Source organism: Bacillus sp. AMCV2, assembly GCF_056033925.1.
Genome location: NZ_JBVYIB010000002.1, coordinates 2,868,861 through 2,895,539, shown reverse-complemented (window position 1 = coordinate 2,895,539; position 26,679 = coordinate 2,868,861). Strand labels below are relative to the sequence as shown.

Annotated in this window: 27 protein-coding genes and 1 pseudogene; 22 read left to right on the top strand and 6 right to left on the bottom strand. The window is 45.0% G+C overall.

Annotated elements, in window-relative coordinates:
• Nucleotides 1-33 precede the first annotated feature (33 nt).
• A complete protein-coding gene (cysK, locus tag AC0OMA_RS15035; protein ID WP_003229237.1) occupies nt 34-969 on the bottom strand; it encodes a cysteine synthase A in 936 nt (311 codons plus the stop codon).
• 148 nt (nt 970-1,117) lie between these two features.
• On the opposite strand from cysK, the gene thpR reads away from it, so the two are divergent.
• The 5 genes from thpR (at nt 1,118) to AC0OMA_RS15010 (ending at nt 6,746) form a co-directional block, all read left to right on the top strand.
• A complete protein-coding gene (thpR, locus tag AC0OMA_RS15030; RefSeq protein ID WP_474222218.1) occupies nt 1,118-1,669 on the top strand; it encodes an RNA 2',3'-cyclic phosphodiesterase in 552 nt (183 codons plus the stop codon).
• Nucleotides 1,670-1,694: 25 nt separating this feature from the next.
• Nucleotides 1,695-2,609: a hypothetical protein gene (locus AC0OMA_RS15025; RefSeq protein WP_003229241.1), complete on the top strand. Its 915-nt coding sequence runs from the start codon at nt 1,695-1,697 to the stop codon at nt 2,607-2,609.
• Between the two features lie 48 nt (nt 2,610-2,657).
• Nucleotides 2,658-3,587 (top strand): YegS/Rv2252/BmrU family lipid kinase, encoded by a 930-nt coding sequence (locus AC0OMA_RS15020; protein WP_047183042.1) that lies wholly within the window; start codon nt 2,658-2,660, stop codon nt 3,585-3,587.
• 25 nt (nt 3,588-3,612) lie between these two features.
• On the top strand, nt 3,613-5,769 hold the full coding sequence (gene pulA, locus AC0OMA_RS15015; protein ID WP_474222217.1) for a type I pullulanase: 2,157 nt from the start codon (nt 3,613-3,615) through the stop codon (nt 5,767-5,769).
• A 179-nt stretch (nt 5,770-5,948) separates the two neighbouring features.
• On the top strand, nt 5,949-6,746 hold the full coding sequence (locus AC0OMA_RS15010; protein ID WP_009967993.1) for a phosphotransferase family protein: 798 nt from the start codon (nt 5,949-5,951) through the stop codon (nt 6,744-6,746).
• On the opposite strand, the gene AC0OMA_RS15005 is transcribed toward AC0OMA_RS15010, so the two are convergent.
• On the bottom strand, nt 6,747-7,025 hold the full coding sequence (locus tag AC0OMA_RS15005) for a YtzH-like family protein (RefSeq protein WP_003237926.1): 279 nt from the start codon (nt 7,023-7,025) through the stop codon (nt 6,747-6,749).
• Between the two features lie 206 nt (nt 7,026-7,231).
• Here AC0OMA_RS15005 and trmB point away from each other — a divergent pair, with 206 nt between their 5' ends.
• From trmB to AC0OMA_RS14990, 3 genes are all read left to right on the top strand, one after another.
• On the top strand, nt 7,232-7,873 hold the full coding sequence (gene trmB, locus AC0OMA_RS15000; RefSeq protein ID WP_047183040.1) for a tRNA (guanosine(46)-N7)-methyltransferase TrmB: 642 nt from the start codon (nt 7,232-7,234) through the stop codon (nt 7,871-7,873).
• Between the two features lie 69 nt (nt 7,874-7,942).
• The gene (locus AC0OMA_RS14995; protein ID WP_047183039.1) at nt 7,943-8,788 is read left to right on the top strand and encodes a YtnP family quorum-quenching lactonase; all 846 of its coding nucleotides are present in this window, start codon (nt 7,943-7,945) and stop codon (nt 8,786-8,788) included.
• 82 nt (nt 8,789-8,870) lie between these two features.
• Entirely contained in the window at nt 8,871-10,571 is a 1,701-nt protein-coding gene (locus AC0OMA_RS14990) for an NAD-dependent malic enzyme (RefSeq protein ID WP_474222216.1), read from the top strand.
• Between the two features lie 52 nt (nt 10,572-10,623).
• On the opposite strand, the gene AC0OMA_RS14985 is transcribed toward AC0OMA_RS14990, so the two are convergent.
• A complete protein-coding gene (locus AC0OMA_RS14985; RefSeq protein WP_014477682.1) occupies nt 10,624-10,941 on the bottom strand; it encodes a PepSY domain-containing protein in 318 nt (105 codons plus the stop codon).
• Between the two features lie 158 nt (nt 10,942-11,099).
• On the opposite strand from AC0OMA_RS14985, the gene AC0OMA_RS14980 reads away from it, so the two are divergent.
• The gene (locus AC0OMA_RS14980; protein WP_015384391.1) at nt 11,100-12,173 is read left to right on the top strand and encodes a M42 family metallopeptidase; all 1,074 of its coding nucleotides are present in this window, start codon (nt 11,100-11,102) and stop codon (nt 12,171-12,173) included.
• Between the two features lie 54 nt (nt 12,174-12,227).
• On the opposite strand, the gene AC0OMA_RS14975 is transcribed toward AC0OMA_RS14980, so the two are convergent.
• The gene (locus AC0OMA_RS14975; RefSeq protein WP_003229263.1) at nt 12,228-12,674 is read right to left on the bottom strand and encodes a YtoQ family protein; all 447 of its coding nucleotides are present in this window, start codon (nt 12,672-12,674) and stop codon (nt 12,228-12,230) included.
• Between the two features lie 78 nt (nt 12,675-12,752).
• On the opposite strand from AC0OMA_RS14975, the gene AC0OMA_RS14970 reads away from it, so the two are divergent.
• From AC0OMA_RS14970 to motS, 13 genes and pseudogenes are all read left to right on the top strand, one after another.
• The gene (locus AC0OMA_RS14970; protein WP_004399150.1) at nt 12,753-12,869 is read left to right on the top strand and encodes a hypothetical protein; all 117 of its coding nucleotides are present in this window, start codon (nt 12,753-12,755) and stop codon (nt 12,867-12,869) included.
• A gap of 38 nt (nt 12,870-12,907) precedes the next feature.
• Entirely contained in the window at nt 12,908-13,231 is a 324-nt protein-coding gene (locus AC0OMA_RS14965; protein WP_015384390.1) for a thioredoxin family protein, read from the top strand.
• Between the two features lie 14 nt (nt 13,232-13,245).
• Complete coding sequence (locus tag AC0OMA_RS14960; RefSeq protein WP_009967991.1) at nt 13,246-14,055, top strand: DUF1444 domain-containing protein; 810 nt, start codon at nt 13,246-13,248, stop codon at nt 14,053-14,055.
• Nucleotides 14,056-14,070: 15 nt separating this feature from the next.
• A complete protein-coding gene (gene ytpR, locus AC0OMA_RS14955; RefSeq protein ID WP_198878563.1) occupies nt 14,071-14,676 on the top strand; it encodes a YtpR family tRNA-binding protein in 606 nt (201 codons plus the stop codon).
• A 159-nt stretch (nt 14,677-14,835) separates the two neighbouring features.
• Complete coding sequence (gene sftA, locus AC0OMA_RS14950) at nt 14,836-17,694, top strand: DNA translocase SftA (protein ID WP_474222215.1); 2,859 nt, start codon at nt 14,836-14,838, stop codon at nt 17,692-17,694.
• A 240-nt stretch (nt 17,695-17,934) separates the two neighbouring features.
• The gene (murC, locus tag AC0OMA_RS14945) at nt 17,935-19,233 is read left to right on the top strand and encodes a UDP-N-acetylmuramate--L-alanine ligase (RefSeq protein WP_003229274.1); all 1,299 of its coding nucleotides are present in this window, start codon (nt 17,935-17,937) and stop codon (nt 19,231-19,233) included.
• 161 nt (nt 19,234-19,394) lie between these two features.
• Nucleotides 19,395-19,817, top strand: coding sequence for a DUF948 domain-containing protein (locus AC0OMA_RS14940; RefSeq protein ID WP_474222214.1), 423 nt, complete (start codon nt 19,395-19,397; stop codon nt 19,815-19,817).
• A gap of 30 nt (nt 19,818-19,847) precedes the next feature.
• Entirely contained in the window at nt 19,848-20,303 is a 456-nt protein-coding gene (locus AC0OMA_RS14935) for a YtxH domain-containing protein (protein ID WP_004398549.1), read from the top strand.
• A gap of 23 nt (nt 20,304-20,326) precedes the next feature.
• Entirely contained in the window at nt 20,327-20,653 is a 327-nt protein-coding gene (gene ytxJ / locus AC0OMA_RS14930; RefSeq protein ID WP_015251445.1) for a bacillithiol system redox-active protein YtxJ, read from the top strand.
• 236 nt (nt 20,654-20,889) lie between these two features.
• Nucleotides 20,890-21,966 (top strand): bifunctional 3-deoxy-7-phosphoheptulonate synthase/chorismate mutase, encoded by a 1,077-nt coding sequence (locus tag AC0OMA_RS14925; protein WP_003223454.1) that lies wholly within the window; start codon nt 20,890-20,892, stop codon nt 21,964-21,966.
• A 275-nt stretch (nt 21,967-22,241) separates the two neighbouring features.
• On the top strand, nt 22,242-23,246 hold the full coding sequence (ccpA, locus tag AC0OMA_RS14920) for a catabolite control protein A (RefSeq protein ID WP_003229285.1): 1,005 nt from the start codon (nt 22,242-22,244) through the stop codon (nt 23,244-23,246).
• Between the two features lie 62 nt (nt 23,247-23,308).
• On the top strand, nt 23,309-24,127 hold the full coding sequence (gene motP / locus AC0OMA_RS14915) for a flagellar motor protein MotP (protein ID WP_474222440.1): 819 nt from the start codon (nt 23,309-23,311) through the stop codon (nt 24,125-24,127).
• Nucleotides 24,117-24,846 (top strand): annotated as a pseudogene (gene motS / locus AC0OMA_RS14910) (flagellar motor protein MotS). The gene motP and the pseudogene motS overlap by 11 nt, the downstream one beginning before the upstream one ends.
• Before the next feature lie 10 nt (nt 24,847-24,856).
• Here the strand turns inward: motS and AC0OMA_RS14905 are convergent.
• Nucleotides 24,857-26,020 carry an acetoin utilization protein AcuC gene (locus tag AC0OMA_RS14905; protein WP_474222213.1) on the bottom strand — a complete coding sequence of 388 codons (1,164 nt, stop codon included), beginning with the start codon at nt 26,018-26,020 and terminating at the stop codon, nt 24,857-24,859.
• Nucleotides 26,017-26,661 carry an acetoin utilization AcuB family protein gene (locus tag AC0OMA_RS14900; RefSeq protein ID WP_003229294.1) on the bottom strand — a complete coding sequence of 215 codons (645 nt, stop codon included), beginning with the start codon at nt 26,659-26,661 and terminating at the stop codon, nt 26,017-26,019. Before AC0OMA_RS14900 ends, AC0OMA_RS14905 begins: the two co-directional genes overlap by 4 nt.
• Nucleotides 26,662-26,679 lie beyond the last annotated feature (18 nt).

The window sequence follows — 26,679 nt, the reverse complement described above, 5'->3', positions numbered from 1 at the left end:
AAGGACCGGCTTCTGCTGAAGCCAGTCCTTTTTTTAAATAAATGACCATAAATCAGTTGATAAGTACCGTTCTCCTGTATCAGCTGTCATGCAGACCACAACTTTGTCAGGAGAGAGGCGTTTCGCTGTTTCGATTGCCGCGAAGCAGGCAGCGCCTGATGAAGGACCGACAAGAATTCCTTCTTCAGCAGCAAGCCGTCTTGTCGTCGTATACGCGTCTTCATCAGAGATTTTGATAATTTCATCATAAACGTCTTCATTTAAAATCGGCGGTATAAAGCCTGGGCTCGTTCCTACAAGTTTATGCGCGCCAGGTTTTCCGCCGGATAATACAGGCGAACCCGCTGGCTCAACAACATGAACCGTGATATCCGGAAAAAGCTCTTTGAGCGCCTCACCTGTTCCGGTAATGGTTCCGCCCGTTCCAGAGGAGGCGACAAAAGCGCCGAGCGGTTTTCCGATTTCCTCTATTGCCCGGGCGATTTCAGGCGCTGTTGTTTTCCGGTGCGCATCAGGATTGGCAGTGTTATCGAACTGCATTGGAATATAGCTGTTCGGAATTTGTTCGGCAAGCTCCTTCGCTTTTTTGATGCTGCCCGGCATTCTTTCCTCTCCGGGAGTTAATACAACCTCTGCACCGTAAGCTTTAAGTAGGTTGATCCGTTCCTTCGTCATCGTATCAGGCATAACTAAGATTGCTTTATATCCGCGTGCTGCCGCATTCATGGCGAGCCCGATTCCGGTATTTCCGCTTGTCGGCTCTATAATAACTGATCCCGGCTTGAGTAAACCGTTTTGTTCAGCTTCTATGATCATTTGATAAGCGGCTCTGTCTTTCACACTGCCGCTCGGATTGAAAAATTCAAGCTTTAAATAGACTTGTGCCGCATTTTCCGGCTGAAGCCGATTCAATCTCACTAGCGGTGTATCTCCTATCAGATCAGCTGTGTTTGCAACGATTTTCAACATTGTCATTCCTTTCTGAATAAAACAAGTGTCATATAATATCCTAACATAATAAACGTTTGTGCGAGAGTGTTTTCATACACTGTTCCTCTATCCGCACAGCCTCTTTATTGATAAAATAATAGCTGTCAAAGAAGGGAGTGTCAGACGGATGCCAGATATACGGCCTCATTATTTCATCGGTGTTCCCATACCTGAGGGAATTGCAAATCCGATCTACCAGGCTGCGAAAAACGAACCGGTATTGACGTTTCAAAAATGGGTGCACCCGCTTGACTATCATATCACGTTAATTTTTCTCGGAGCGGCGGATGAGACACAAATAAAGAAGCTTGAAGTTTCGCTAGCAGAGATTGCTTCAGAAATTGACCCATTTTCAATTGAGTTTGACAAGATAGATGTATTCGGCGACCGCAGAAGGCCGCGCGTTTTACATCTGGAGCCAAAGAAAAACAAAACGCTTGATAGACTGCGGGAACATACGAAGCAGGCTGTACTTCAGGCCGGCTTTCAAGTGGAAAAAAGACCGTATCATCCTCATATGACGCTGGCAAGAAAATGGACAGGCGAACAAGGATTTCCAGCTCATGTTCCGTTTGAAAGCGGCGAAGTTTCGATGATGGCTGAACGATTTTCGCTCTTTCAAATACACTTGAACCAATCACCAAAATACGAGGAAATATTCAAATTTCAATTATCTTAATTCATTGCGGAGTGGAGAAACAAACATGGCACAAATCATCAAAATTCATGATTATATATCAAGATATGAGCTTGATCCGTACCATTATATCAACCAGTTTGTACGTCTGAAAAAAGAGCGCTGGCTTTCACTAGTAGAAGCAGCGGAGCGCCAGCATGAAGAAAGGCAAGCCAGTGCTGAAGAACCGGAACCGGTGCAGAAACGAAAAAAATTTTCATTGAAAAGAAGAAAAGAAGAGATAAAAGCCGATATACAAGAAGAGAGACACCAATGGTTTGAGGACGAAGAAGATATTCATGTAAGGCTCCCGAAGAGCAGGGTGGCGCTTGCTTCTTTTTATAAAAGACATTTATATGATTTTCAGCTCAAATGGGCCAGCTCTACTCTTTCAGAAATATCTCAACTCTCAAACCAGGTGAAGCAGGACCGCATTTTGCGTTATCTGACCCAGCAGCTGCCTGATTCTTATTTTATTATGTATAAGCCTGTGCTGAAAATTCAGCAGGCGGCGGTTGAATTAAGCATTGTGATTATTTCTCCTCTGGAAATTTATTGCGTTTCTTTTTTAGAGGCTGAGGAAGACAGTGTCTACATAGGGTCTAAAAATCGTTTTTGGGACAAGAAAACAGCCTCTCAGACTGCATCAGTGTTAAATCCAGGGCTTAGCCTGTTTCGTACGGACTCGGTTGTGTCAAAAATCGTAAAGGAAAAACAGGCTGAGATTCCGGTTCGGAAATTGCTTCTGAGCAGAACGTCGTACATCGATTACCCGGAGCCGCCATACGGCTTAGAAATAGCGGATAAGCGGAGCGCGGAAGAATGGATTGAGCGGCAGAAGAAAAACACTGCTCCGATCAAACATCATCAGGTAAAGGCTGCAAAGGCTCTATTGTCTTACTGCATGTCTGACTCCTATCGCAGACAGGAGTGGCTGGAGTAAAAGAGAACGATTTGAGCGGTTTTCTCATAACATAAGCAGGTGAGAAAGATGAGCCATTGGTTTTTTATTATTAATCCGACAGCAGGACATCGGAACGGCCTGCGTGTTTGGAAGTCCATTCAAAAAGAATTGATCAAACGAAAGATTGAGCACCGTTCATTTTTAACTGAACATCCGGGACACGCCGAGGTGCTCGCCAGACAGATTTCAACGATACAAGAATATAAGCTGAAGCGCCTGATCGTCATTGGCGGAGACGGAACCATGCATGAAGTTGTCAACGGGCTGAAAGATGTTGACGATATTGAGCTGAGCTTTGTACCGGCGGGCGCGTATAATGATTTTTCGCGAGGATTCTCTATCAAAAAAATCGATCTGATACAGGAAATCAAGAAGGTAAAGCGCCCGTTAACAAGAACCTTTCATTTAGGGAGCGTCAATTTCCTTCAGGATAAATCACAGATTCTTTATTTTATGAATCATATCGGAATCGGGTTTGACGCATATGTCAATAAAAAGGCGATGGAATTTCCGTTGAGACGGGTTTTTCTTTTTCTCCGCCTTCGATTTCTTGTGTATCCGCTTTCTCATTTGCACGCTTCGGCAACCTTTAAGCCGTTTACGTTAGCTTGTACGACGGAGGACGAGACGCGCGAATTTCATGATGTCTGGTTTGCCGTTGTATCCAACCATCCGTTTTACGGGGGAGGCATGAAGGCTGCGCCCCTAGCAAATCCGCGCGAGAAGACATTTGATATCGTAATCGTTGAAAACCAGCCGTTTTTGAAAAAATATTGGCTTTTATGTCTCATGGCATTTGGAAAACATACAAAGATGGATGGCGTTACGATGTTTAAAGCGAAAGACATTACATTTTACACGAAGGACAAAATCCCGTTCCATGCTGACGGAGAAATCATGGGCACTACCCCGTTTCGTCTGGCATCTAGTCCTTCACCCCTAAGGATCAAAACATAAACGTGTTTGAAGGAGAGAGCTTCCGATGGTCAGCATCCGCCGCAGCTTCGAAGCGTATGTCGATGACATGAATATCATTACTGTTCTGATTCCTGCTGAGCAAAAGGAAATCATGACACCGCCGTTTCGGCTTGAGACAGAAACAACAGTTTTTCCTCTGGCTGTCAGGGAGGAATACTCCCTTGAAGCAAAATACAAGTACATCTGCGTATCCGACCATCCTGTGACATTTGGAAAAATCCATTGCGTCAGAGCATCCAGCGGCCACAAAACGGATCTCCAAATTGGCGCGGTCATCCGGACGGCTGCGTTTGATGACGAATTTTATTATGACGGAGAGCTGGGCGCCGTTTATACCGCGGATCATACCGTATTTAAAGTATGGGCGCCTGCTGCAACCTCAGCTGCTGTCAAGCTTTCACACCCCAATAAAAGCGGGCGCACATTCCAAATGACTCGGTTGGAAAAAGGCGTCTATGCCGTTACGGTCACAGGTGACCTTCACGGATATGAGTATTTGTTTTCTATCTGCAACAATTCAGAATGGATGGAAACCGTTGACCCGTATGCAAAGGCTGTGACAGTAAATGGAGAGAAGGGCGTCGTCTTGCGCCAGGATCAAATGAAATGGACTGCTCCTCTTAAACCATTCTCACACCCTGTGGATGCCGTCATCTATGAGACGCATCTTCGCGACTTCTCCATCCATGAAAACAGCGGCATGATAAACAAGGGAAAATACTTAGCGCTGACGGAAACTGATACACAAACCGCAAATGGCAGTTCTTCGGGACTGGCGTATGTAAAAGAGCTTGGTGTTACACATGTGGAGCTTCTGCCGGTGAATGATTTTGCCGGAGTTGATGAAGAGAAGCCGCTTGATGCATACAATTGGGGATATAACCCGCTTCATTTCTTTGCCCCGGAGGGAAGCTATGCCTCAAACCCTCATGATCCTCAAACGAGAAAAACAGAGCTGAAACAAATGATCAATACCCTGCATCAGCACGGTCTGCGAGTCATTCTGGATGTTGTTTTTAACCATGTGTATAATCGCGAGAATTCACCCTTTGAAAAGACAGTGCCCGGTTACTTTTTCCGGCACGACGAATGTGGGATGCCGTCAAACGGCACCGGCGTTGGCAATGATATTGCATCAGAAAGAAGGATGGCGAGAAAGTTTATTGCAGATTGCGTGGTCTATTGGCTTGAAGAATACAATGTCGACGGCTTCCGATTTGATCTCCTCGGCATTTTAGATATTGACACCGTGCTTTATATGAAAGAGAAAGCAACTAAGGCAAAGCCCGGAATCCTGCTTTTTGGAGAAGGGTGGGATCTGGCTACACCGCTGCCGCATGAACAGAAAGCTGCTTTGGCGAACGCGCCAAGAATGCCGGGCATCGGTTTTTTTAATGATATGTTTCGTGACGCTGTAAAAGGGAACACCTTTCACCTTATGGCAGCAGGGTTTGCGCTCGGCAGCGGTGAATCAGCACAAGCTGTGATGCATGGAATTGCCGGGTCTTCCGGATGGAAGGCATTAGCACCGATTGTTCCGGAACCAAGCCAGTCCATCAATTATATCGAATCACACGACAATCACACCTTTTGGGATAAAATGAGCTTCGCGCTTCCTCAAGAAAATGACAGCCGAAAGCGAAGCAGGCAAAGGCTTGCAGCCGCGATTATTTTGCTTGCCCAAGGGGTGCCGTTTATTCACAGCGGCCAGGAATTTTTCCGGACGAAGCAGGGAGTGGAAAACAGCTATCAATCCAGTGACAGCATCAACCAGCTCGACTGGGATCGCCGTGAAACGTTCAAAGAAGATGTTCACTATATCCGCAGGCTGATCACGCTGAGAAAAGCGCATCCTGCATTCCGTCTTAGGTCCGCTGCAGACATCCGGCGCCATCTTGAATGCTTGACGCTAAAAGAACACCTTATCGCATACAGGCTTTATGATCTTGACGAGGTTGACGAATGGAAAGATATCATTGTTATCCATCACGCGAGTCCAGCCTCCGTCGAGTGGAGGCTGCCAAACGACATACCTTATCGGCTTTTATGTGATCCATCAGGATTTCAGGAAGACCCGGCAGAAATCAAGAAAACGGTTGCAGTAAACGGCATCGGAACGGTTATCTTATATTTAGCATCAGATCTTAAGAGTTTTGCTTGACGAAGTTTGTGCTATAGCGCTAAAATTTAAAGGACGGCTATTGATTAGCATATGAGACTCTCAATAGCTGTCTTTTTTATTTTTATACGATTCGTACGAAAAAGGCATTCGCTGGATAGACTAGAAACGATTAGCCTTAATTCTAAAATATTTTAAGAAATGATGGGTTGAACATTGATATGAACTGGTTGGGACAATTACTAGGTAGCGATTGGGAGATCTTCCCCGCCGGAGGAGCTACAGGAGATGCATATTATGCGAAACATAACGGGCAGCAGCTTTTTTTAAAACGTAATAGCTCACCTTTTTTAGCTGTTTTATCCGCCGAAGGCATTGTTCCGAAGCTGGTTTGGACAAAACGGATGGAAAATGGGGACGTCATTACGGCCCAGCACTGGATGACCGGCAGAGAGCTGAAGCCTAAAGACATGAGCGGACGGCCCGTTGCTGAATTGCTTCGTAAAATACACACATCAAAAGCCTTGCTGGACATGCTGAAGAGACTTGGAAAAGAACCGCTGAACCCGGGGGCTCTTTTGTCTCAGCTGAAGCAGGCTGTATTTGCTGTGCAGCAATCTTCGCCGCTGATTCAAGAAGGGATCAAGTATTTGGAAGAACACCTGCATGAAGTGCATTTCGGTGAGAAAGTCGTTTGCCATTGTGATGTCAATCATAATAACTGGCTATTGTCTGAAGACAACCAGCTGTATTTAATTGACTGGGACGGCGCCATGATCGCTGATCCGGCGATGGACCTCGGGCCTTTGCTGTACCACTACGTCGAAAAGCCAGCTTGGGAGAGCTGGCTGAGCATGTACGGCATAGAGCTGACAGAAAGCCTTCGGTTGCGAATGGCTTGGTATGTGTTATCTGAAACAATTACTTTCATTGCCTGGCATAAAGCAAAAGGAAATGATAAGGAATTTCATGATGCAATGGAAGAGCTGCATATCCTCATGAAACGAATTGTTGATTAATCAGGAATACGAATCCATTTGCTCTACCCATTGAGACAGGCTGTTCTGATGCTCTTGTATGTGTGAGTCGATGGATTTGGACGATATTCCTGATTGGCTGTAGCGGTAAACATCTTCAAGCACGTTTTTGAAATTTGAATCAAGCTCGGTGTTTGCCATCAGTGATTTAATCACACGCTCAAGCTGCTCGTACTCTGCGACTGTTCCGCAGCAGTCCAATTGATGGTCAGTCAATATATCCTTCAATAAATGAACTTGATGCTCATAATGTAAACCCATAACGGTACACTTCCCTTCAGTATCATACGGGTTAAATTGTTCAAAACAGAGCGTTTTTATACATGTGAAAGGAGTGTTCCAGCAGACGGGACCCTCTTTTTTTATGCGCTCGGCCTTAAGAGAGATACACTGGAAAAACGAGCTTGCGGGTCTTTTTAATTCATGGTATGTTGTTAGTCGAAATAATAGATAGAGGTGTCAATCATATGAGAATGCGCCACAAGCCTTGGGCTGATGACTTTTTGGCTGAAAACGCAGATATTGCCATCAGCAATCCTGCTGATTATAAAGGGAAATGGAACACAGTGTTTGGCAACGACAATCCGATCCATATCGAGGTCGGTACAGGAAAAGGCCAATTTATTTCTGGTATGGCCAAACAAAATTCCGACATCAATTATATTGGTATTGAGTTATTTAAAAGCGTCATCGTGACAGCCGTCCAAAAAGTAAAAGACAGCGAAGCGCAGAATGTAAAGCTTCTGAATATAGATGCGGACACGCTGACGGATGTGTTTGAGCCGGGGGAAGTGAAACGGGTCTACTTGAACTTTTCTGATCCTTGGCCGAAGAAACGGCATGAAAAACGCCGCCTGACATATTCCCACTTCCTCAAAAAATATGAAGAAGTAATGGGCAAAGGCGGATCGATTCATTTTAAAACGGACAACCGAGGTTTGTTTGAGTACTCTTTGAAGAGCTTCTCTGAGTACGGCCTGCTGCTGACATACGTCAGTCTCGATTTGCATAACAGCAATCTGGAAGGCAATATTATGACAGAATATGAAGAAAAATTCTCTGCACTCGGCCAGCCGATCTATCGGGCTGAGGTTGAATGGAGAACGTAAAGACAGACTCTGACAGGAGTCTGTTTTTTTTATGGACCGTTTGCTACCATGATGACAGGGGGGATGAAAATGGAAACAATGAAAATTGGTAATATCACGTTGACCTGGCTTGACGGAGGCGTGACGCATATGGACGGAGGTGCCATGTTCGGCGTCGTTCCAAAGCCGCTTTGGTCTAAAAAATATCCAGTCAATGAAAAAAACCAGATTGAACTAAGGACAGACCCTATTTTGATTCAAAAGGATGGGCTCAATATCATCGTTGACGCCGGAATTGGGTCCGGCAAGCTGACTGATAAACAAAAACGAAACTATGGCGTGACACAAGAGTCGAATGTGAAACCCTCATTAGCTGCACTCGGATTAACGGTTGCCGATATAGATGTGATCGCAATGACACACCTTCATTTTGATCATGCATGCGGTTTAACGGAATATGAAGGTGAACGGCTCGTCTCTGTCTTTCCGAATGCAGTGATTTATACATCAGCTGTTGAATGGGACGAAATGCGCCATCCGAATATCAGGTCGAAAAATACGTATTGGAAAGAAAATTGGGAGGCTGTAACTGGCCAAGTCAAAACCTTTGAAGACACCTTAACGATCACAGAGGGTATTACAATGCATCACACCGGAGGCCATAGCGACGGACACAGTGTCCTGATATGCGAGGATGCGGGTGAAACTGCCGTACATATGGCAGATCTGATGCCGACACATGCCCACCGCAATCCGCTATGGGTGCTGGCTTACGATGATTATCCGATGACCTCTATCCCGCAAAAGCAGAAATGGCAGGCGTTCGCAGCAGAAAAAGACGCTTGGTTTATTTTTTATCATGATGCCGAGTATCGCGCCCTTCAATGGGAGGAGGACGGAAGCATCAAAAAGTCAGTTAAGCGAATGAAGCAATAGCATATTTTTATGTTTACCCTGCATGTTTTCCGGCTAATAATGCAAACCTAGTACTAATTATACTCAGAAAGGAAGAGGCAGGGTGAAACAATTCAGAGTAACAAACGAAGGAGACATTCAAACAACATTAAGAGGCCTTGAAGTGCTCTCTGTTCCTTTTTTGAACAAAGGTGTTGCTTTTACTGAGGAAGAAAGAAAAGAACTTGGTTTAAAAGGCTTTCTGCCGCCCAAGGTATTAACAATTGATGATCAGGCGAAAAGAGCGTATGAACAATATTCCGCACAGCCTGACGATTTGAGTAAAAATGTCTATTTAACGGCGCTGCACGATCGGAATGAAACGTTGTTTTACCGCCTGTTAAATGACCATTTAGGAGAAATGCTCCCGATTGTCTACACACCGACAGTTGGAACGGCAATTCAGAGATACAGCCATGAATACAGAAAACCACGAGGGCTCTATCTGTCAATCGATGACCCGGACGGTATGAAAGAAGCATTTAAACAGTATAAAGATCAAAGCGATACGATCGATTTAATTGTTGCAACTGATGCAGAAGGAATTTTAGGAATCGGTGACTGGGGCGTCGGAGGAATCGCGATTTCTATTGGCAAGCTGGCGGTTTATACAGCGGCTGCGGGCATTGATCCGAGCAGAGTGCTGGCTGTTGTTTTAGATGCGGGGACAAATCAGGAGAGCCTCTTGAACGATCCGCTTTATGTCGGCAACCAGCATTCCAGAGTGCGCGGGGAACGCTATGACCAATTTATTGACGACTACGTTGCGCTGGCGAGAGAAACATTTCCGAATGCATTACTGCATTGGGAGGATTTCGGGGCGAAAAACGCGCGAAGCATTTTGAAACGCTATAAAGATAAAGTGTGTACCTTCAATGATGATATCCAAGGAACTGGCGCTGTTTCTTTGGCCGCAGTCTTATCCTGTGCAAAAGCGTCTAAAGTTCCGCTGAGGGATCACAGAGTTGTTATATTCGGAGCGGGAACGGCAGGAATTGGAATTGCCGAACAACTGCGGGAAGCATTGGTGCGCGAGGGACTGAGTGAAGAAGAATCATACAAGCGCTTCTGGTGCATAGACAGAAACGGGCTGTTAACAGATGATATGGATCAGCTTCTTGATTTCCAAAAGCCGTATGCTCGTTCGGCTGATGAAGTGAAGGATTATCAGCGGAACGGAGACGGCGGAGGCATTGATCTTCTTGAAGTGGTCCGGCAGGCGAAACCGACGATCCTGATCGGCACATCTACGGTTTCCGGCGCTTTCACTGAAGAAATTGTAAAAGAAATGGCGTCACATGTGAAACGGCCGGCGATTTTGCCAATGTCAAATCCGACAACTCTTTCTGAAGCAAAGCCGGAGGATTTAATCGAATGGACAGAAGGCCGTGCGCTGATCACGACAGGAAGCCCGTTCCCGCCAGTTGAATATAACGGAGTTACGTATCATATCGGGCAGGCGAACAACGCGCTTGTCTTCCCTGGTCTCGGTCTTGGAACGATTGTTACCAAATCAAAATTAATTACCGATGGCATGTTTGAAGCATGTGCTCGGGCAATCGCAGGTATGGTCAATGTCGGGGTGCCTGGCGCGCCGATGCTTCCAAAAGTTGAAGATTTGCGCACTGTTTCGGCAACCGTTGCTGTTGAAGTTGCAAAAACCGCAATGAAGGAAGGCGTCGCTACGGAAGAGCCTGAAGACATTATACAGGCAGTGCAGGAAGCGATGTGGTATCCGGTATACAAACCGATTCGCGCGATATAATAAAAAAGAGCCGCTGCGTAGGCAGCGGCTTCTATTTTTTGCTTGTCCGGTGTTAAGAGGCGATTGTATCAATGACATCAACAATTTCTCCCGTTTTCGCATCCACCATGACTTCATACTGTTCTAATTCTCCGAAAGCTGATCGTGTAATGCCGGTTTTGTATACCTGTACCGTTTCTCCGTTAATATTGTAAGGCTCCGGCTGGGTGTAAATCCATGATCCGTCTATCGGGCCCCGCTGCTTAAAAGCAGACTTTACAATGCGAAGCGCTTTTTCTGAAGAAATATAAGGCTTCATCACATATTGTTTCACAACGACAGCCGTACAAATTCCAAGTCCTGCTCCTAAAAGAAGATGACGCAATTTCAAAATAAAGCACCTCCTGGTTGATCGTACTTTTCATTATACAGAAACAGCCAAATCCTGTTAAGCAATACGCGGCTGATCGAGCAGATTGGGTCAGGGTGCTTGGAAAACTTCATTGTTTCTAATAAAATAAAAGGACTACATAGAAATGAGGGGAAAACATGAATCAAGAAACGAAAGCGCTTTTCCAAACACTGACGCAGCTTCCCGGCGCGCCGGGCAATGAGCATCAGGTTCGTGCTTTTATGAAGCAGGAGCTAGCCAAATATGCCGATGACATCGTTCAGGACAGACTGGGAAGTGTTTTCGGAGTCAGACGAGGCGCAGAGGACACACCGAGAATTATGGTAGCCGGGCACATGGACGAAGTCGGCTTCATGGTGACATCCATTACAGACAACGGGCTGCTCAGATTCCAGACGCTCGGAGGCTGGTGGAGCCAAGTTTTGCTTGCGCAACGGGTTGAAATTCAAACAGATAACGGGCCGGTTCCGGGTGTGATTTCAAGCATACCGCCGCATTTATTGACAGATGCGCAGCGAAACCGTCCGATGGATATCAAAAACATGATGATCGATATTGGAGCGGATGATAAGGAAGACGCCATCAAAATCGGCATTAAACCGGGACAGCAGATTGTGCCTGTTTGTCCGTTTACGACGATGGCGAATGAAAAGAAAATTTTATCAAAAGCATGGGATAACAGATATGGATGCGGCTTAAGCATTGAACTTCTGAAGGAATTACACGGTAAAGAGCTTCCGAATACACTCTATGCGGGTGCAACGGTTCAGGAAGAAGTAGGGCTAAGGGGCGCGCAGACAGCTTCTCATATGATTAAACCGGACTTGTTTTTCGCCCTTGACGCCAGCCCGGCAAACGATATGAGCGGAGACAAAAATGAATTCGGCCAGCTTGGAAAAGGCTTTTTGCTTCGCATTCTTGACAGAACGACAGTCATGCATCGCGGAATGAGGGAATTCGTTCTTGATATGGCTGAAACGCATGATATTCCATATCAATATTTTGTATCCGGCGGGGGAACAGACGCAGGCAAGGTTCATATTTCGAACAGCGGTGTGCCGTCAGCGGTTATCGGAATATGTTCCCGCTATATTCATACAAACGCTTCTATCATTCATATTGATGATTATGCTGCTGCTAAAGAAATGCTCATCAAACTTGTAACAGCCTGCGATAAGCAGACGGTGGATGCGATTAAAGAAAATATGTAGGTTTCATAAAAGCTTGTTGAACGAGCAGTAAGCCCGGATCGACAAGCTTTTTTCTTATTCTGTTTCAAATAGATAGGAAAGAGCCTTAATGGCTTGGTTAACGGTTTCAACCGTAATATTCGCTTTATTGGAAAGCTCTTTTAAAGGATGGTGGAGCGATTCTGGCCGGATGATAATCAGGGGTTTTCCTTTTGCGATCGCATATGATGCATCCATTGCCGTGTTCCACTGTTTGTACTTTTCGCCAAACAGGGCGATCACAAAGTCTGCTTTATTCATCAGGACGGCGGTTCTGAAGTTGTTGATGTCAGAGGCTTTGTCATCCTTTAAAACGGCATTTGGCTGTACGCCCATAATTTCTTCACCAATATTGTCTGAGCGGTCATGATTCTCCATCGGGCCAACAAACGTAATCGGGAGCTTCAGTGATTTTGTTTTCTCTTTAATTTCCTCGCGCCAATTGCTGTGGATTTCTCCTGCTAAATAGACGATAAACTCCATATAAAAATCCCTCCTTATGTATGTCCATCTGTAATTTTCACCCTCATGTACACGATGTTAAACGAAACGAGCTTGATAATGCAAATAAAATATGATAATGATAATGGGAAAGCCAATCTTACATATTCATTCGTTGCATATAAGTGGTTTTGCCTCAAGCAGTTTGGTATGATCCAAATGGACGAGTATCGATAAAAAACATGTAAGAACATAAACAACTGGAGGGATATGAAATGAAAAAAATTGAATCAACTCAAGAGCTGGAAAAAGCGATAAAGGATGATTGGTCTGTATTTATGTTTTCAGCCGATTGGTGCCCGGATTGCCGTTTTGTAGAGCCTTTCCTGCCTGAACTGGAAGCGAATTTCCCTGAATTCACCTACTACTACGTAGACCGTGACAAATTCATTGATACATGTGCAGAGTGGGAAATTTACGGAATCCCAAGCTTTGTGGTGTTTAATGAAGGAAAAGAAGTAAATCGTTTTGTGAGCAAAGACCGCAAAACAAAAGAAGAAATTGAACAGTTTTTAACAGACTCTCTCGCTAAAGCGTAAAGGAGGACATCGGTTTGAAAATGACCTCAAGGAAGCTGTCAGATATACTGAAACAGCGCCTTCAGCACGAGAATCGCTCCTTTCTGTTTGACAGAGAAAAAGACACCCTCCGTGTTGAGGATCAAACGACTAAAAAAGGGATTACGCTCGATTTGCCGCCGATTATTGCAAAATGGGAACTGAAAAAAGACGAAGCCATTGATGAGATCGTGTACTATGTCTCCGAAGCGATGACGGCAATGGAAGGGAAGGCTCAGGAAATGACCGGGAAAGAAACTCGCATTTATCCGGTCATCCGCTCGACTTCCTTCCCGGACAAGTCCAGCGAAGATATTCCGCTCATTTATGACGATCATACCGCAGAGACAAGAATTTATTACGCGCTAGATCTCGGGAAAACCTACCGTTTAATTGACCAGCGCATGCTTGAGAAAGAAAACTGGACAAAAGAGCGGATCAGAGAGACGGCCGCATTTAATCTCCGTTCCCTGCCGACGGTTGTCAAAGAGGATACGGTTGCCGGCAATTACTTTTATTTCTTCAGGGCAAACGACGGATACGACGCAAGCCGGATTTTGAACGAAGCGATCTTAAATGAGTATAAGCAGCATGCAGAAGGTGAGCTGGCGATCTCTGTTCCTCATCAGGACGTTTTGATTCTTGCTGACATCCGGAATGAATCGGGGTATGATATTCTAGGACAAATGTCGATGAGCTTCTTTGCAGGCGGCACCGTCCCGATTACCGCCCTTTCATTTTTGTACAATGAAGGAAAGCTGGAACCGGTGTTTATCCTGGCGAAAAGCCGTCCGAAAAAGGATTAGAAAGGATTTTTACTTATGAACGCTTTTTATAATAAAGAAGGTGTGGGAGACACGCTCCTGATCTCTCTTCAAGATGTGACACGCGAACAATTAGGCTATGAAAAACACGGCAACGTCGTCAAAATTTTCAATAACGAAACAAAAGAAACAACGGGCTTCAACATTTTCAATGCGTCTTCTTACTTGACCATTGATGAAAACGGCCCTGTTGCGCTCTCAGAAACATTCGTGCAAGACGTGAATGAGATTTTAAACAGAAACGGCGTTGAAGAAACATTAGTCGTTGATTTATCTCCGAAGTTTGTTGTGGGGTATGTAGAATCAAAAGAAAAACATCCGAATGCGGATAAATTAAGCGTATGTAAAGTCAACGTAGGAGAAGAAACGCTTCAGATCGTCTGCGGCGCGCCTAACGTTGACCAAGGCCAAAAAGTTGTCGTTGCCAAAGTCGGTGCTGTGATGCCTAGCGGACTTGTCATTAAGGATGCAGAGCTTCGCGGCGTTCCGTCAAGCGGAATGATCTGCTCAGCGAAAGAGCTTGATTTGCCGGATGCCCCTGCTGAAAAAGGCATCCTTGTGTTAGAAGGAGACTATGAGGCGGGAGACGCATTTCAGTTTTAGACTCCCATAAATCCGCCAAAAAAAACGAATCATGTGAAAAGCCGCTAAGCCCTTGTTTAGCGGCTTTGTTTCTGCTGATAGCTTAATCTTTTCTGGGCCGACCAGCAGTGGTATACTAAAAACCGTCCCAGAAAACTATAAGGGAGTTAGAGATAAATTATGAGTTGGCTTCATAAATTTTTTGATTTGTTTTTAGGCGAAAGCGAAGAGGATGCTGAACGGGAGACAAAACCCGCTCAAATTCCGCAGCAACAAGAAGTACATCATCCTGAAGGACAATTAAAAAGATTGGAAGATCCTAAAATATATTATGAATATCCAAAAGGCAAATTCCGTTTTCCAGTCGTGCCTGACGGATACAAAAATCATGACCTGAGAAGGCGCCGCACACCATCGGACGAACCGAAATCCGCGCCTCGTCCAAGTGCTGCACCTTACAGAGAGCGTCCCAGAAATGAAGAAGAGCAGCATACATATCAAGCATCAGAGCCGGCGAAGAAACCGTTTAAACCGACAAATATCCCTTCGCCTGTCTATGGATTCAATCAAAAACCATCTGTTAAAAAGGATGTGCCGAAAAAGCCTTCTGAAACATTGAACGAACCGGATAAATCGGTAAAAGAGAAGGTAACACTGCTGTCAGAAGAGATCGAACGTGAACGCGGCTATCCTGCTTCAGACACACAGGCGCATTCCAAAAAAGAAAGTCCTTTCTTCCCGGATACCCAATTTGAAAAACAGCCTTCTGGCGGTTTAAACAGAAAGGATACGGAGTATGATGAGGCGCTGGCGAAACGGCCAGCCGAGCCGTCAGGTAACAAAGTGTCATTTGAGTCAGGCGTTCAACAGCCGGAAAAAGAGGAGCCTTCCTTCCCAGCTGAACATCCCGAAGAGCAAACACCGCCTGAGATGCTCACAGATACGGCGGCTGAAGGGCTTTCAGACAGTGAAGTAGGTCGCGAAGAGCCTGCAACGGCTGAGGAAGAACAAAGGGAGCAGCAGTCAGAGAAATTTGAAGAGCCTGTTTTCTCCGCTGAACTTGATGAAGAGCAAACAGCTCCTGAATCTCAGACAGAGGCAGTATCTGAGGATGAAAAAGCAAAAGAGCCGTCAGACAGCCCAGTATACAATCATCATGAAAACGCGGCAGAAGGTGCTGAGTCCCCGTTCGTTCAAGAAGAACAAATGGACATTCGTCAGGAAGAGCCTTTATTGACTGATCATGAGTATTCATCAGAGGCTCTGGCTCAAGCAGAAACTGTGGCAAAAGAATCAGAAGAGCCGTCAGACAGCATAATAAATAATCATTATGACATCCTGGGAGAGGCTCAGGAAACGAAGATAGATGTTCAGCCATACAGCCATGCAGAGCCTGAGAAAACTGAACGCTTGGAGCAGGGTTCCAAATCGTTTTCTGCAACCCTTGAAAACCGGCAGGAAATTCGCGCAGACAAACCTCGCGAAGCTTCAGAAGAGCCGAAAAAAAGGCCTGGTGTACAGGAGAAAAGGACCGAACAAAGCGCATCTTCTCAAAAAGGGCCATCCGTTCCTTTTAATGTGATGATGCTGAAAAGAGATACGCATAAACAGCAAAAAGCAGAGGAGCGCCGCGGCAGCTATGTATTTCCGAATGTTGCACTGCTTGATGTCCCGCCAGCGCAGGTTCAAGATGATACTGCGTGGATCGAAGAACAGCGTCAGCTTCTTGATTTAACCTTGAAAAACTTCAATGTCCGCGCCAATGTGGTCCATGTAACCCAGGGTCCGTCTGTCACGAGATTTGAAGTGCATCCTGAACCAGGTGTAAAGGTGAATAAAATCACCAACTTGTCCGATGATATTAAACTCAGTCTCTCAGCGAGAGATATTCGGATTGAAGCGCCGATTCCGGGGAAAAACACGATCGGAATAGAAGTGCCGAACCGCACGAGCAAGGTGGTTGATTTGCGCCAGATGATTCGCAGCTCCGCTTTTAGGACAAGCAAGTCACCGCTCACAGCTGCGCTGGGATTAGATATTTCGGGAAATCCTGTCGTTATCGACTTGAAGAAAATGCCGCATGGCTTGATTGCCGGCGCTACAGGCTCCGGAAAAAGCGTATGCATCAATACAATATTAGTCAGCCTGCTTTATAAAGCTGACCCGAGTGAGGTAAAGGTGCTGCTGATTGATCCGAAAATGGTAGAGCTGGCCCCTTACAATAAAATTCCTCACCTCGTCAGCCCGGTCATTACTGACGCCAAAGCGGCTACCGCTGCTTTAAAATGGGTCGTTGAGGAAATGGAGCGCCGCTATGAGCTTTTTGCCCATTCAGGTGTCCGCGACATTGACCGCTTTAATCAATTAACTGCTGAACACCAAATGGGTGAAAAGCTGCCATATTTAGTTGTCATTATTGATGAGCTTGCAGATTTGATGATGGTGGCTCCAAACGATGTGGAAGAAAGCATTGCGCGGATCGCCCAAAAAGCCAGAGCGTGCGGTATCCATCTTCTCGTCGCAACTCAGCGTCCGTCAGTCGATGTCATTACAGGTCTGATTAAGGCGAATATCCCAACGAGAATCGCCTTTTCTGTCTCAAGCCAGGTTGATTCCCGAACAATTATTGACATAGCCGGTGCAGAAAAGCTTCTCGGAAAAGGAGATATGCTCTTTTTGGAAAACGGCTCGGGAAAACCGGTCCGTCTGCAAGGTAACTTTGTGTCAGACCGGGAAATCGACCGCGTTGTTTCCCACGTCAGAAGCCAAATGCCGCCGACCTATTTATTTGAACAAGAAGAGCTCGTAAGACAAGGATCAGCCCTGAAAGAAGAGGACGAACTGTTTTACGAAGCGTGTGAGTTTGTTGTAGAGCAAAACAGTGCGAGCACTTCAAGCCTGCAAAGAAGATTCAGAATCGGTTACAATCGTGCGGCAAGGCTGATCGACATGATGGAAGCGGAAGGCATGATCTCTGAGGCAAAAGGAAGCAAGCCTCGAGAGGTGCTGATCACAGCAAGTGATTTAATAAACGAATAATATGGGTTCATTTTCACACCAAACATGGTATGATAGTGTTTAGAGCATTTAACAGCTTACAGCAGCTGTGCATAGACAAATCTTGATATCTGGGTTTAATCGGAAAGAAATAACCTGATACTAAACATAACAAAACATATAAAATACGCCGCTAAGGGGGGCTTTTCAGCCGCCGCGGTCGCAAATTGAAATGAGCGTCATATACTGGGGAACAGATAGACGTTTGTTGGAGGTACAATTATGACTGTTTATCATTTTGTTGGAATAAAAGGGACCGGTATGAGTCCGCTTGCCCAAATACTTCATGATAATGGATATACTGTCCAAGGATCGGATATCGAAAAATTTATTTTTACGCAAACAGCGCTTGAAAAAAGAAATATTACGATTCTTCCTTTTAGCGCGGAAAATATTAAACCCGGCATGACAGTCATCGCCGGAAACGCATTCCCAGACACGCATCCTGAAATAGAAAAAGCGATGTCTGAGGGAATTCCGGTGATACGTTATCATAAGTTTTTAGGCGACTACATGAAAAAATTCACGAGTGTTGCCGTTACGGGCGCACACGGCAAAACGTCGACTACGGGTCTGCTGGCTCACGTGATCCAAAACGCAAAACCGACGTCTTTCTTAATCGGAGACGGAACAGGCCAGGGAAATGAAAACAGCGAATACTTTGTGTTTGAAGCGTGCGAATACCGCCGCCATTTCTTAAGCTATCAGCCGGATTATGCGATTATGACGAATATTGATTTTGATCACCCTGATTACTTCTCAAGCATTGACGATGTATTTGACGCTTTCCAAGAGATGGCTCTTCAAGTCAACAAAGGCATTATTGCCTGCGGAGACGATGAGCATCTGCCGAAAATCCATGCGAACGTCCCGGTTGTGTATTACGGCACGGGGGAAGAAAATGATTTTCAAGCCAGAAACATCGTAAAAAGCACGGAAGGGACAACTTTTGATGTCTTTGTCCGCAATACGTTCTATGATACGTTTTATATTCCTGCGTACGGCCACCACAATGTATTAAACTCATTGGCGGTCATTGCGTTATGCCATTATGAAGAAATTGATTCCAGCATCATTAAGCATGCTCTCAAATCCTTTGGGGGCGTCAAACGCAGATTCAATGAGAAGCAGCTTGGGGATCAAGTGCTGATCGATGACTATGCTCATCATCCGACAGAAATAAAAGTGACAATTGAGGCGGCAAGACAGAAATATCCTGATCGGGAAATTGTCGCGGTATTTCAGCCTCATACATTTACACGGACGCAGCAGTTTCTTGACGAATTTGCAGAAAGCCTGAGCGGCGCTGACTGTGTGTATTTATGCGATATTTTCGGCTCAGCCCGTGAGAATGCCGGAAAGCTGACGATCGGTGATCTCCAGGGAAAAATTCATAATGCCAAGCTGATTGAAGAAGATGACACATCTGTTTTAAAAGCTCATGATAAAGCCGTTCTCATCTTTATGGGAGCAGGAGATATCCAAAAATATATGAGAGCCTACGAAAACGTCATGGCATAATAAAAAGCAGTGATCTCACTGCTTTTTATTTATCTGATGGGAAAGCTTATTAAAGGATTTTCTTACATAACGGAGAATAGTATGTATACAGCCCAGTACACATGTTTATGATTGAAGAAAACGGGTAAACAGCAGTATATCCTGCAGCAAGGAGGTTTGAGATGATTATTATTCTTTATTTGAGCGTTGCACTCATCGCAGTTGCATTTCTCGTATTAGTGATCTACTTGTCTAAAACATTTAAGTCACTGCAGCTGACACTAAAAAACGTCGCATCCACTCTTGAAGGGCTGGAGGGACAAATGAAGGGCATCACAACTGAAACAGCCGAGCTTTTACATAAGACCAACCGCCTGGCTGAAGATATTCAGGAAAAATCAGAAAAGCTGAATACGGTCGTTCATGCTGTTCAAGGAGTGGGAGCTTCTGTACAGCAGTTCAATACATCCATGAAACAAGCGGCAGGGTCTGTATCGGCATCAGTTAGAGAAAATCAAGATAAGATCAATCAAGTTGTCACATGGAGTCAAGCAGCAATGGAAATTTGGGAGAAATGGAAGCAAAAGAAAAAATCAGCCCTGTAAGAGAAAAAAATACTAAGAGGAGGAATAATGATGAGCAAAGATGGAATTAATAGTAAAGATTTTTTAATCGGAACTTTAATCGGGGGAATCATCGGTGCCACTACAGCTCTTTTTCTAGCGCCTAAATCAGGCAAAGAACTTCGCGACGATCTCGGCAGCCAAGCTGTTGCTTTACGGGACAAAACTGATAAAATGACGGCAGATGCGAAGGAAAAAGGCACGCAATATGTCAGCATCGCAAAAGACAAAACTTCCAACATCACACAGCTTGTAGCGGATCAGTCTGGGCAGATCATGAACAAGGTAAAGGATTTAAGAGACCGTTCCAAATCTGACAAAACGGATTCATCGACTGCAATGCAAGATATGAGGGAAGAAGCGATGCAGGCGGCTGATGAAACAAAAGATCAAGTCCTCCAGACGAAAGAAGATGTAAAAGACGAACTGAAAGATGCACAAAAACAGGCTGAGCAGTTGAATCGCTGAGCAGGGAAGGAAGAGCTTGAGTCATGGCTAAACAGCTTATTCAATCTGAGGAAGAATTTAAACGGATTGCAGAACAGGAAGGCGTTTTCGTCTTCTTTAAACACAGCACCACATGCCCGATCAGCCAGGCAGCATTTCATGAGTTTGATGCCTTTGCAAATCAGCATGAGGATGTGCCGGCTTACTATCTTCAAGTACAAGAAGCCCGGCCGCTGTCCAATTTCATTGCAGAAACATATGGGGTCAAGCATGAAAGCCCTCAGATATTCATCATCCAGAACGGTGAAGTGAAATGGCATACCTCACATTCACAAATTACAGAAGCCGCTATTGAGCAGCATTTGTCATAGAAAAAAGCGCCCAGATATCATCTGGCGCTTTTTTTTGTAAAAAACCCTTGAACATTGCCCTCACATCATGTAGGATAGCTTCATAGATTACTTTATCACTTAAAAGCGTTTGGGTAATAAAGTAGAGTTTTTATAAAATTTTTTGTATTTCAGTATTTCCATTTGGAATTACTTATAGTAAGATGCATGATAACTACAAAATAAAAAATGAATGTGCAGGGAAAGGATGAAAAAAAATGAGCAACACAGAGTTAGAGCTTTTAAGGCAGAAAGCAGACGAATTAAACCTACAAATTTTAAAACTAATCAACGAACGCGGAAATGTTGTAAAAGAGATCGGTAAAGCGAAGGAAGCACAGGGTGTCAACCGATTTGACCCTGTCAGAGAACGCACAATGCTGAACAATATCATTGAAAACAATGACGGGCCGTTCGAAAATTCAACCATCCAGCACATTTTTAAAGAGATATTCAAAGCCGGTTTAGAGCTTCAGGAAGAAGATCACAGCAAAGCGCTGCTTGTCTCCCGCAAGAAAAAACCTGAAGATACAATTGTTGATATCAAAGGCGAAAAAATCGGAGACGGCCAGCAAAGATTCATTGTCGGCCCATGTGCGGTAGAGAGCTATGAGCAGGTAGCTGAAGTCGCTGCAGCTGCGAAAAAACAAGGGATTAAAATTTTGCGCGGTGGAGCCTTTAAGCCTCGTACGAGCCCATACGATTTCCAAGGGCTTGGTGTTGAAGGCCTTCAAATTTTAAAACGTGTAGCGGATGAATTTGATCTGGCGGTTATCAGTGAAATCGTAACTCCGGCTCATATCGAAGAAGCGCTGGACTACATTGATGTCATTCAAATCGGAGCGCGCAACATGCAAAACTTCGAATTGCTGAAGGCGGCCGGCGCAGTGAAAAAGCCAGTGCTTCTGAAACGTGGTCTTGCTGCAACGATCTCTGAATTCATCAATGCTGCTGAATACATCATGTCACAAGGAAATGACCAAATTATCCTTTGTGAGCGCGGAATCAGAACATATGAAACAGCAACGAGAAACACGCTGGATATTTCAGCTGTGCCGATTTTGAAACAAGAAACGCATTTGCCAGTCTTTGTTGATGTTACGCATTCAACAGGCCGCCGTGACCTCTTGCTTCCGACAGCTAAAGCCGCTTTAGCGATCGGTGCAGATGGCGTAATGGCTGAGGTTCACCCTGATCCGTCAGTCGCACTTTCTGACTCTGCTCAGCAAATGGCGATTCCTGAATTCGAAAAATGGCTGAATGAACTGAAGCCAATGGTGAAAGTCAACGCTTAATTGAACAATCCAAAAGGCCGCGCCTGCGGCCTTTTTTTATGCTTTCTCGTTTATTTAGTTATAAAAACCAAGTATACGTTTTCATCATCTATAAAAACGTGTATAATTTCATGAGAAGTAATTAAATTTGATGAATAATGAAAAATAATGTACACTACTGACTTACGCTTACAAATCATAAACGACATAAATTCGGACATTATGACATTTCTCTACATAAAGTGTTTATGCTATAGATAAGGATAAGTGTATCCAGTAAAAGGAGTGGTTTTAGGATGAGCAATATTACGATCTACGATGTAGCGAGAGAAGCTAATGTAAGCATGGCAACCGTTTCCCGTGTCGTGAACGGCAACCCGAATGTAAAACCGACAACGCGGAAAAAAGTCTTGGAAGCCATTGAACGTCTCGGTTACCGTCCAAACGCGGTGGCAAGAGGGCTGGCAAGTAAAAAAACAACAACTGTAGGTGTCATCATTCCCGATATCTCAAGCATTTTCTATTCAGAGCTTGCACGCGGAATTGAAGATATCGCGACAATGTATAAATACAATATTATTTTGAGCAACTCTGACCAAAACATGGAGAAAGAGCTGCACTTGTTAAACACAATGCTCGGCAAACAAGTGGACGGCATCGTGTTTATGGGCGGAAACATTACGGACGAGCATGTGGCGGAATTTAAGCGTTCCCCAGTGCCGATCGTACTTGCTGCTTCTGTAGAAGAGCAGGAGGAAACACCGTCAGTCGCTATCGATTACGAACAGGCGATTTATGATGCCGTGAAGCTTTTGGTTGATAAAGGACATACAGACATCGCGTTCGTTTCCGGACCAATGGCAGAACCGATCAACCGTTCGAAAAAACTCCAAGGCTACAAACGTGCGCTTGAAGAAGCGAACCTTCCGTTTAATGAACAATTTGTAGCTGAAGGGGATTACACATATGATTCCGGACTCGAAGCACTGCAGCATCTGATGAGCCTGGATAAAAAACCGACAGCCATTCTTTCTGCAACTGATGAAATGGCACTGGGCATTATCCATGCTGCTCAGGATCAGGGCTTATCCATTCCGGAGGATCTCGACATTATCGGTTTTGATAATACAAGATTAAGCCTTATGGTTCGCCCGCAGCTTTCAACAGTTGTTCAGCCGACATATGATATTGGCGCCGTTGCGATGAGACTGCTGACGAAGCTCATGAATAAAGAGCCGGTTGAAGAGCATATCGTCGAACTGCCGCACCGTATAGAGCTAAGAAAGTCAACCAAGTCATAAGAAAAACAAAGAGCAAGCTTCACCTTTATGGTGAATTCTTGCTTTTTTCATGGGGAGAAATGATGAAACGTTTTGATTATCTTACACCTGTTGGATTTGTGTTAGGAACGATTATTATTGTTATTGGGATTATTTCGGGATCGGGAGTAAGCGGTTTCCGCTCTTTTCTTGATCTGACCTCTTTCTTCATCGTAACAGGGGGACTTTGCGCGGCTGTTTTTATCAGTTTTCCACCAAGAGAGCTGAAAAAAGCGCCCTCTGTGTTAAAGCAGGCATTCATCCGCCAGGAAGACAATGTGAAAGATCTTGTGAAAACCTTTGTCTCCCTTTCCGATCACGCGCGAAAACACGGGCTTTTATCATTGGATGATCAGGCTCGGGAAATCAAAGATCCATTCTTGAAAAAAGGGCTGCTTTTAGCGATTGACGGCTGGGATGAAGAAACGATTCGGCTCGTCATGGATTCAGAAATCGCAGCAATGGAGGAACAGCACCGAAAAGGGCGGCGAGTTTTTGAAAAAGCGGGAGAATTCGCTCCGGCGTGGGGAATGATCGGAACACTCGTCGGGCTTGTGCTGATGCTCAAAAACTTAAACGACCCGCATATGCTCGGACCAAACATGGCCATTGCGCTTCTGACGACTTTATATGGTTCATTACTGGCAAATATGGTCTTCAACCCGATCGCGGCTAAGCTTGAAGAGAAAACAGAAAGTGAAATTTTCATCAAGCAGGTAATGGTGGAAGGGATTATCGGTGTTCAATCCGGAAAAAACCCGCGCAACCTTGAAAGCCAGCTGGTCGTTTTCAGCTCACGGGAAGAATGGCAGAAGCAGCCAAAACAAGTAAAAACAAAAAAGGGATCTGTACATGAAGCTTAGAAGAGAACGTTTTGAAAGAAGGAATGGAAGCGGAAAAAACAGTCAATCTTCATCCAGCTGGATGGTAACCTTTACAGATTTGATCACCTTGATCCTTGTGTTCTTTATTTTACTCTTTTCGATGTCCCAAATTGATCTGCAAAAATTCAAAGCGGCAGTGGACTCAATCCAGAAGGAAGGCAACGGGCTTCAGCCGGACCAAACATCCATAGAAAAAAAAGAATATATCCCCACCTGATACGAAGAAGCAAGAGGATCAGCAGGATCAGCTTCTCAAGAAAGTAAATACATATATAAAAGACAATCATTTGAAGGCCCAAATGACAGCCAAACGGGATGAACGCGGTGTCGTGCTCGTTCTTCAGGAGGCTGTGCTGTTTGATACAGGTGAGGCAAAGGTGCTGAAAAATGCCGAAACACTTCTTCACCAAATTGCCGTTCTTCTTCAAACAATTCCAAATGACATTCAGGTGGAGGGGCATACAGACAGCCGAAACATTTCGACATACCGATACCCGTCGAACTGGGAGCTATCAGCAGCACGGGCAAGTGGAGTGATTCAATACTTCACGTCAAAAGAGAAGCTTCCCTCCAAGCGCTTTATTGCTGTCGGTTATGCGGATACAAAGCCGGTGAAGGATAACAAGACAAATGAACACATGAAGGAAAATCGGCGTGTGGAAATAGTGATCAAAAAATCAAAAACGACCTCTTCGTAAAGGTCGTTTTTTACTTTGTTCTTTGCTGTTCAGAACGTATCGCATATAATGCTTTGCTGACAGTTTGGGCATTTTTTTCTGTAATTTCAGGCTTGCGGGGAATCGGAGGATATAAATCAGCCGGATCGCTCCAGCTCGACGGAAGGGCCACGGGGCATTGTTTTTGCCATTTAGCAATCCATTCCGGCGGGATCTCGTGTCCCGGGTCAATTCCCTTCATTTCAAGCCATATTCTGGCCCAGGCGCGGGGCACGACACGCCAAATATCATATCCGCCGCCTCCGACTGCAATCCATTTCCCTCCGCAATATTGATGAGCCAAAGTGTGTGCAAGACGGGGGATTTCTTCGTATATATTGATTGTTGCTGATAAATGCGTCAGCGGGTCGTAGTAATGGGCATCGGCGCCGTTTTGGCTGATAATGACATCAGGCTCGAAATACGCGGCGACTTCTGAAGCTGCTGTCCGGTAAGCCTCAAGAAAAGAATCATCCTCTGTAAAAGCGTCAAGCGGGATATTAAAGGAATAGCCATATCCTTTTCCGCTGCCTTTTTCTTGGATCTGGCCGGTTACAGGGAATAAATACCTTCCTGTTTCATGAATGGACAGCGTGCATACGTCAGGATTATCGTAAAATGTAAATTGCACACCGTCCCCGTGGTGGGCGTCCGTATCAATATAAAGCACTCTGGCGCTATATTTTTTCTGGATATATTGAATCGCCACAGCGCTGTCGTTGTATATGCAGAATCCTGATGCTCTCCCGCGAAAGCCATGATGAAGCCCTCCACCAAGGTTTGCCGCATGCAGGGCTTGTCCTGACATGACCCAGTCTGCGGCCGTTAAAGTGCCGCCGACCAAGAGGGATGCCGCTTCGTGCATGCCGGCAAAGACGGGTGTGTCTTCAGTGCCGAGCCCGTAGCTTTCTCCTTCTTCAGCGGGAAGCTTTCCGGCGCCCGCAAGCTTTACGGCCTGAATGTAATCGTCCGTGTGGACAAGGGAAAGCTCCTCTTCTGAAGCGAGTCTGGGGGTGACAATGTCTCCATCATCAAAGGCATTGATCATCTTAAGCAAATCATATGTTAACAGAACCCGCTGCTGATTAAAGGGATGCTCCTGATGAAACATATAGGTTTGGTAGGATGGAGAATAGATAAATACACTGTCTCTCATAGCAGATCCCTTTGCTCTGACGGCCATACGACGTGGTGTCCATTTCTTTGTAATGCCTGCAAAAACGGCAGCGGATTCATCGTTTTTACACGGAAGACAAGCACTTTTACACCGGGATCGTCATGCGGATAAACAAGCACGCTTAATATTTTCACTTGAAGGTCTTGGCAAAGACTGCTGATCTCAGCGAGGCTTTTGGTGATGTCGTTTACTTTTATCTCAATTTGCGATCCCGGCTGGTCAGCGCCTGTCAATTTGACAAACGTCCGCAGCAAATCGGTTTTTGTTAAAATGCCTATTAATTTTTGATGGTGTACCACTGGAAGGCAGCCGATGCCATGCTCGTAGAACACGGCTGATATTTCTTCGACAAAATCTAACGGATGGGCGCAGACAACATCTTTTTTCATAATTGAATCTACGCTTCGTGTGAGAAATAGGCTTCGTTTGTTTTCTTCAAAAATACTCGGGCTGGCCTGTTTCATGTCTCTGTCTGTAATCATGCCGATCACGTGTCGTTCTTCATCTACAACAGGCAGATGCCTGATATGGAATTCCTTCAATTTGCATATTGCTGTTTCAAGCGTATCCGTCTTCGTTAATGTAATGACATCTCTTTTCATGATTTGCTCAACAATCATTATTTTTTCCCCTTTGTC

What these genes read in the sequence shown, in the direction of transcription:
- cysK (WP_003229237.1), bottom strand. Translation starts at nt 969, where the DNA reads ATGTTGAAAATCGTTGCAAACACAGCTGATCTGATAGGAGATACACCG.
- thpR (WP_474222218.1), top strand. Translation starts at nt 1,118, where the DNA reads ATGCCAGATATACGGCCTCATTATTTCATCGGTGTTCCCATACCTGAG.
- AC0OMA_RS15025 (WP_003229241.1), top strand. Translation starts at nt 1,695, where the DNA reads ATGGCACAAATCATCAAAATTCATGATTATATATCAAGATATGAGCTT.
- AC0OMA_RS15020 (WP_047183042.1), top strand. Translation starts at nt 2,658, where the DNA reads ATGAGCCATTGGTTTTTTATTATTAATCCGACAGCAGGACATCGGAAC.
- pulA (WP_474222217.1), top strand. Translation starts at nt 3,613, where the DNA reads ATGGTCAGCATCCGCCGCAGCTTCGAAGCGTATGTCGATGACATGAAT.
- AC0OMA_RS15010 (WP_009967993.1), top strand. Translation starts at nt 5,949, where the DNA reads ATGAACTGGTTGGGACAATTACTAGGTAGCGATTGGGAGATCTTCCCC.
- AC0OMA_RS15005 (WP_003237926.1), bottom strand. Translation starts at nt 7,025, where the DNA reads ATGGGTTTACATTATGAGCATCAAGTTCATTTATTGAAGGATATATTG.
- trmB (WP_047183040.1), top strand. Translation starts at nt 7,232, where the DNA reads ATGAGAATGCGCCACAAGCCTTGGGCTGATGACTTTTTGGCTGAAAAC.
- AC0OMA_RS14995 (WP_047183039.1), top strand. Translation starts at nt 7,943, where the DNA reads ATGGAAACAATGAAAATTGGTAATATCACGTTGACCTGGCTTGACGGA.
- AC0OMA_RS14980 (WP_015384391.1), top strand. Translation starts at nt 11,100, where the DNA reads ATGAATCAAGAAACGAAAGCGCTTTTCCAAACACTGACGCAGCTTCCC.
- AC0OMA_RS14975 (WP_003229263.1), bottom strand. Translation starts at nt 12,674, where the DNA reads ATGGAGTTTATCGTCTATTTAGCAGGAGAAATCCACAGCAATTGGCGC.
- AC0OMA_RS14970 (WP_004399150.1), top strand. Translation starts at nt 12,753, where the DNA reads ATGCAAATAAAATATGATAATGATAATGGGAAAGCCAATCTTACATAT.
- AC0OMA_RS14965 (WP_015384390.1), top strand. Translation starts at nt 12,908, where the DNA reads ATGAAAAAAATTGAATCAACTCAAGAGCTGGAAAAAGCGATAAAGGAT.
- ytpR (WP_198878563.1), top strand. Translation starts at nt 14,071, where the DNA reads ATGAACGCTTTTTATAATAAAGAAGGTGTGGGAGACACGCTCCTGATC.
- sftA (WP_474222215.1), top strand. Translation starts at nt 14,836, where the DNA reads ATGAGTTGGCTTCATAAATTTTTTGATTTGTTTTTAGGCGAAAGCGAA.
- murC (WP_003229274.1), top strand. Translation starts at nt 17,935, where the DNA reads ATGACTGTTTATCATTTTGTTGGAATAAAAGGGACCGGTATGAGTCCG.
- AC0OMA_RS14940 (WP_474222214.1), top strand. Translation starts at nt 19,395, where the DNA reads ATGATTATTATTCTTTATTTGAGCGTTGCACTCATCGCAGTTGCATTT.
- AC0OMA_RS14935 (WP_004398549.1), top strand. Translation starts at nt 19,848, where the DNA reads ATGAGCAAAGATGGAATTAATAGTAAAGATTTTTTAATCGGAACTTTA.
- ytxJ (WP_015251445.1), top strand. Translation starts at nt 20,327, where the DNA reads ATGGCTAAACAGCTTATTCAATCTGAGGAAGAATTTAAACGGATTGCA.
- AC0OMA_RS14925 (WP_003223454.1), top strand. Translation starts at nt 20,890, where the DNA reads ATGAGCAACACAGAGTTAGAGCTTTTAAGGCAGAAAGCAGACGAATTA.
- ccpA (WP_003229285.1), top strand. Translation starts at nt 22,242, where the DNA reads ATGAGCAATATTACGATCTACGATGTAGCGAGAGAAGCTAATGTAAGC.
- motP (WP_474222440.1), top strand. Translation starts at nt 23,309, where the DNA reads ATGAAACGTTTTGATTATCTTACACCTGTTGGATTTGTGTTAGGAACG.
- AC0OMA_RS14905 (WP_474222213.1), bottom strand. Translation starts at nt 26,020, where the DNA reads ATGAGAGACAGTGTATTTATCTATTCTCCATCCTACCAAACCTATATG.
- AC0OMA_RS14900 (WP_003229294.1), bottom strand. Translation starts at nt 26,661, where the DNA reads ATGATTGTTGAGCAAATCATGAAAAGAGATGTCATTACATTAACGAAG.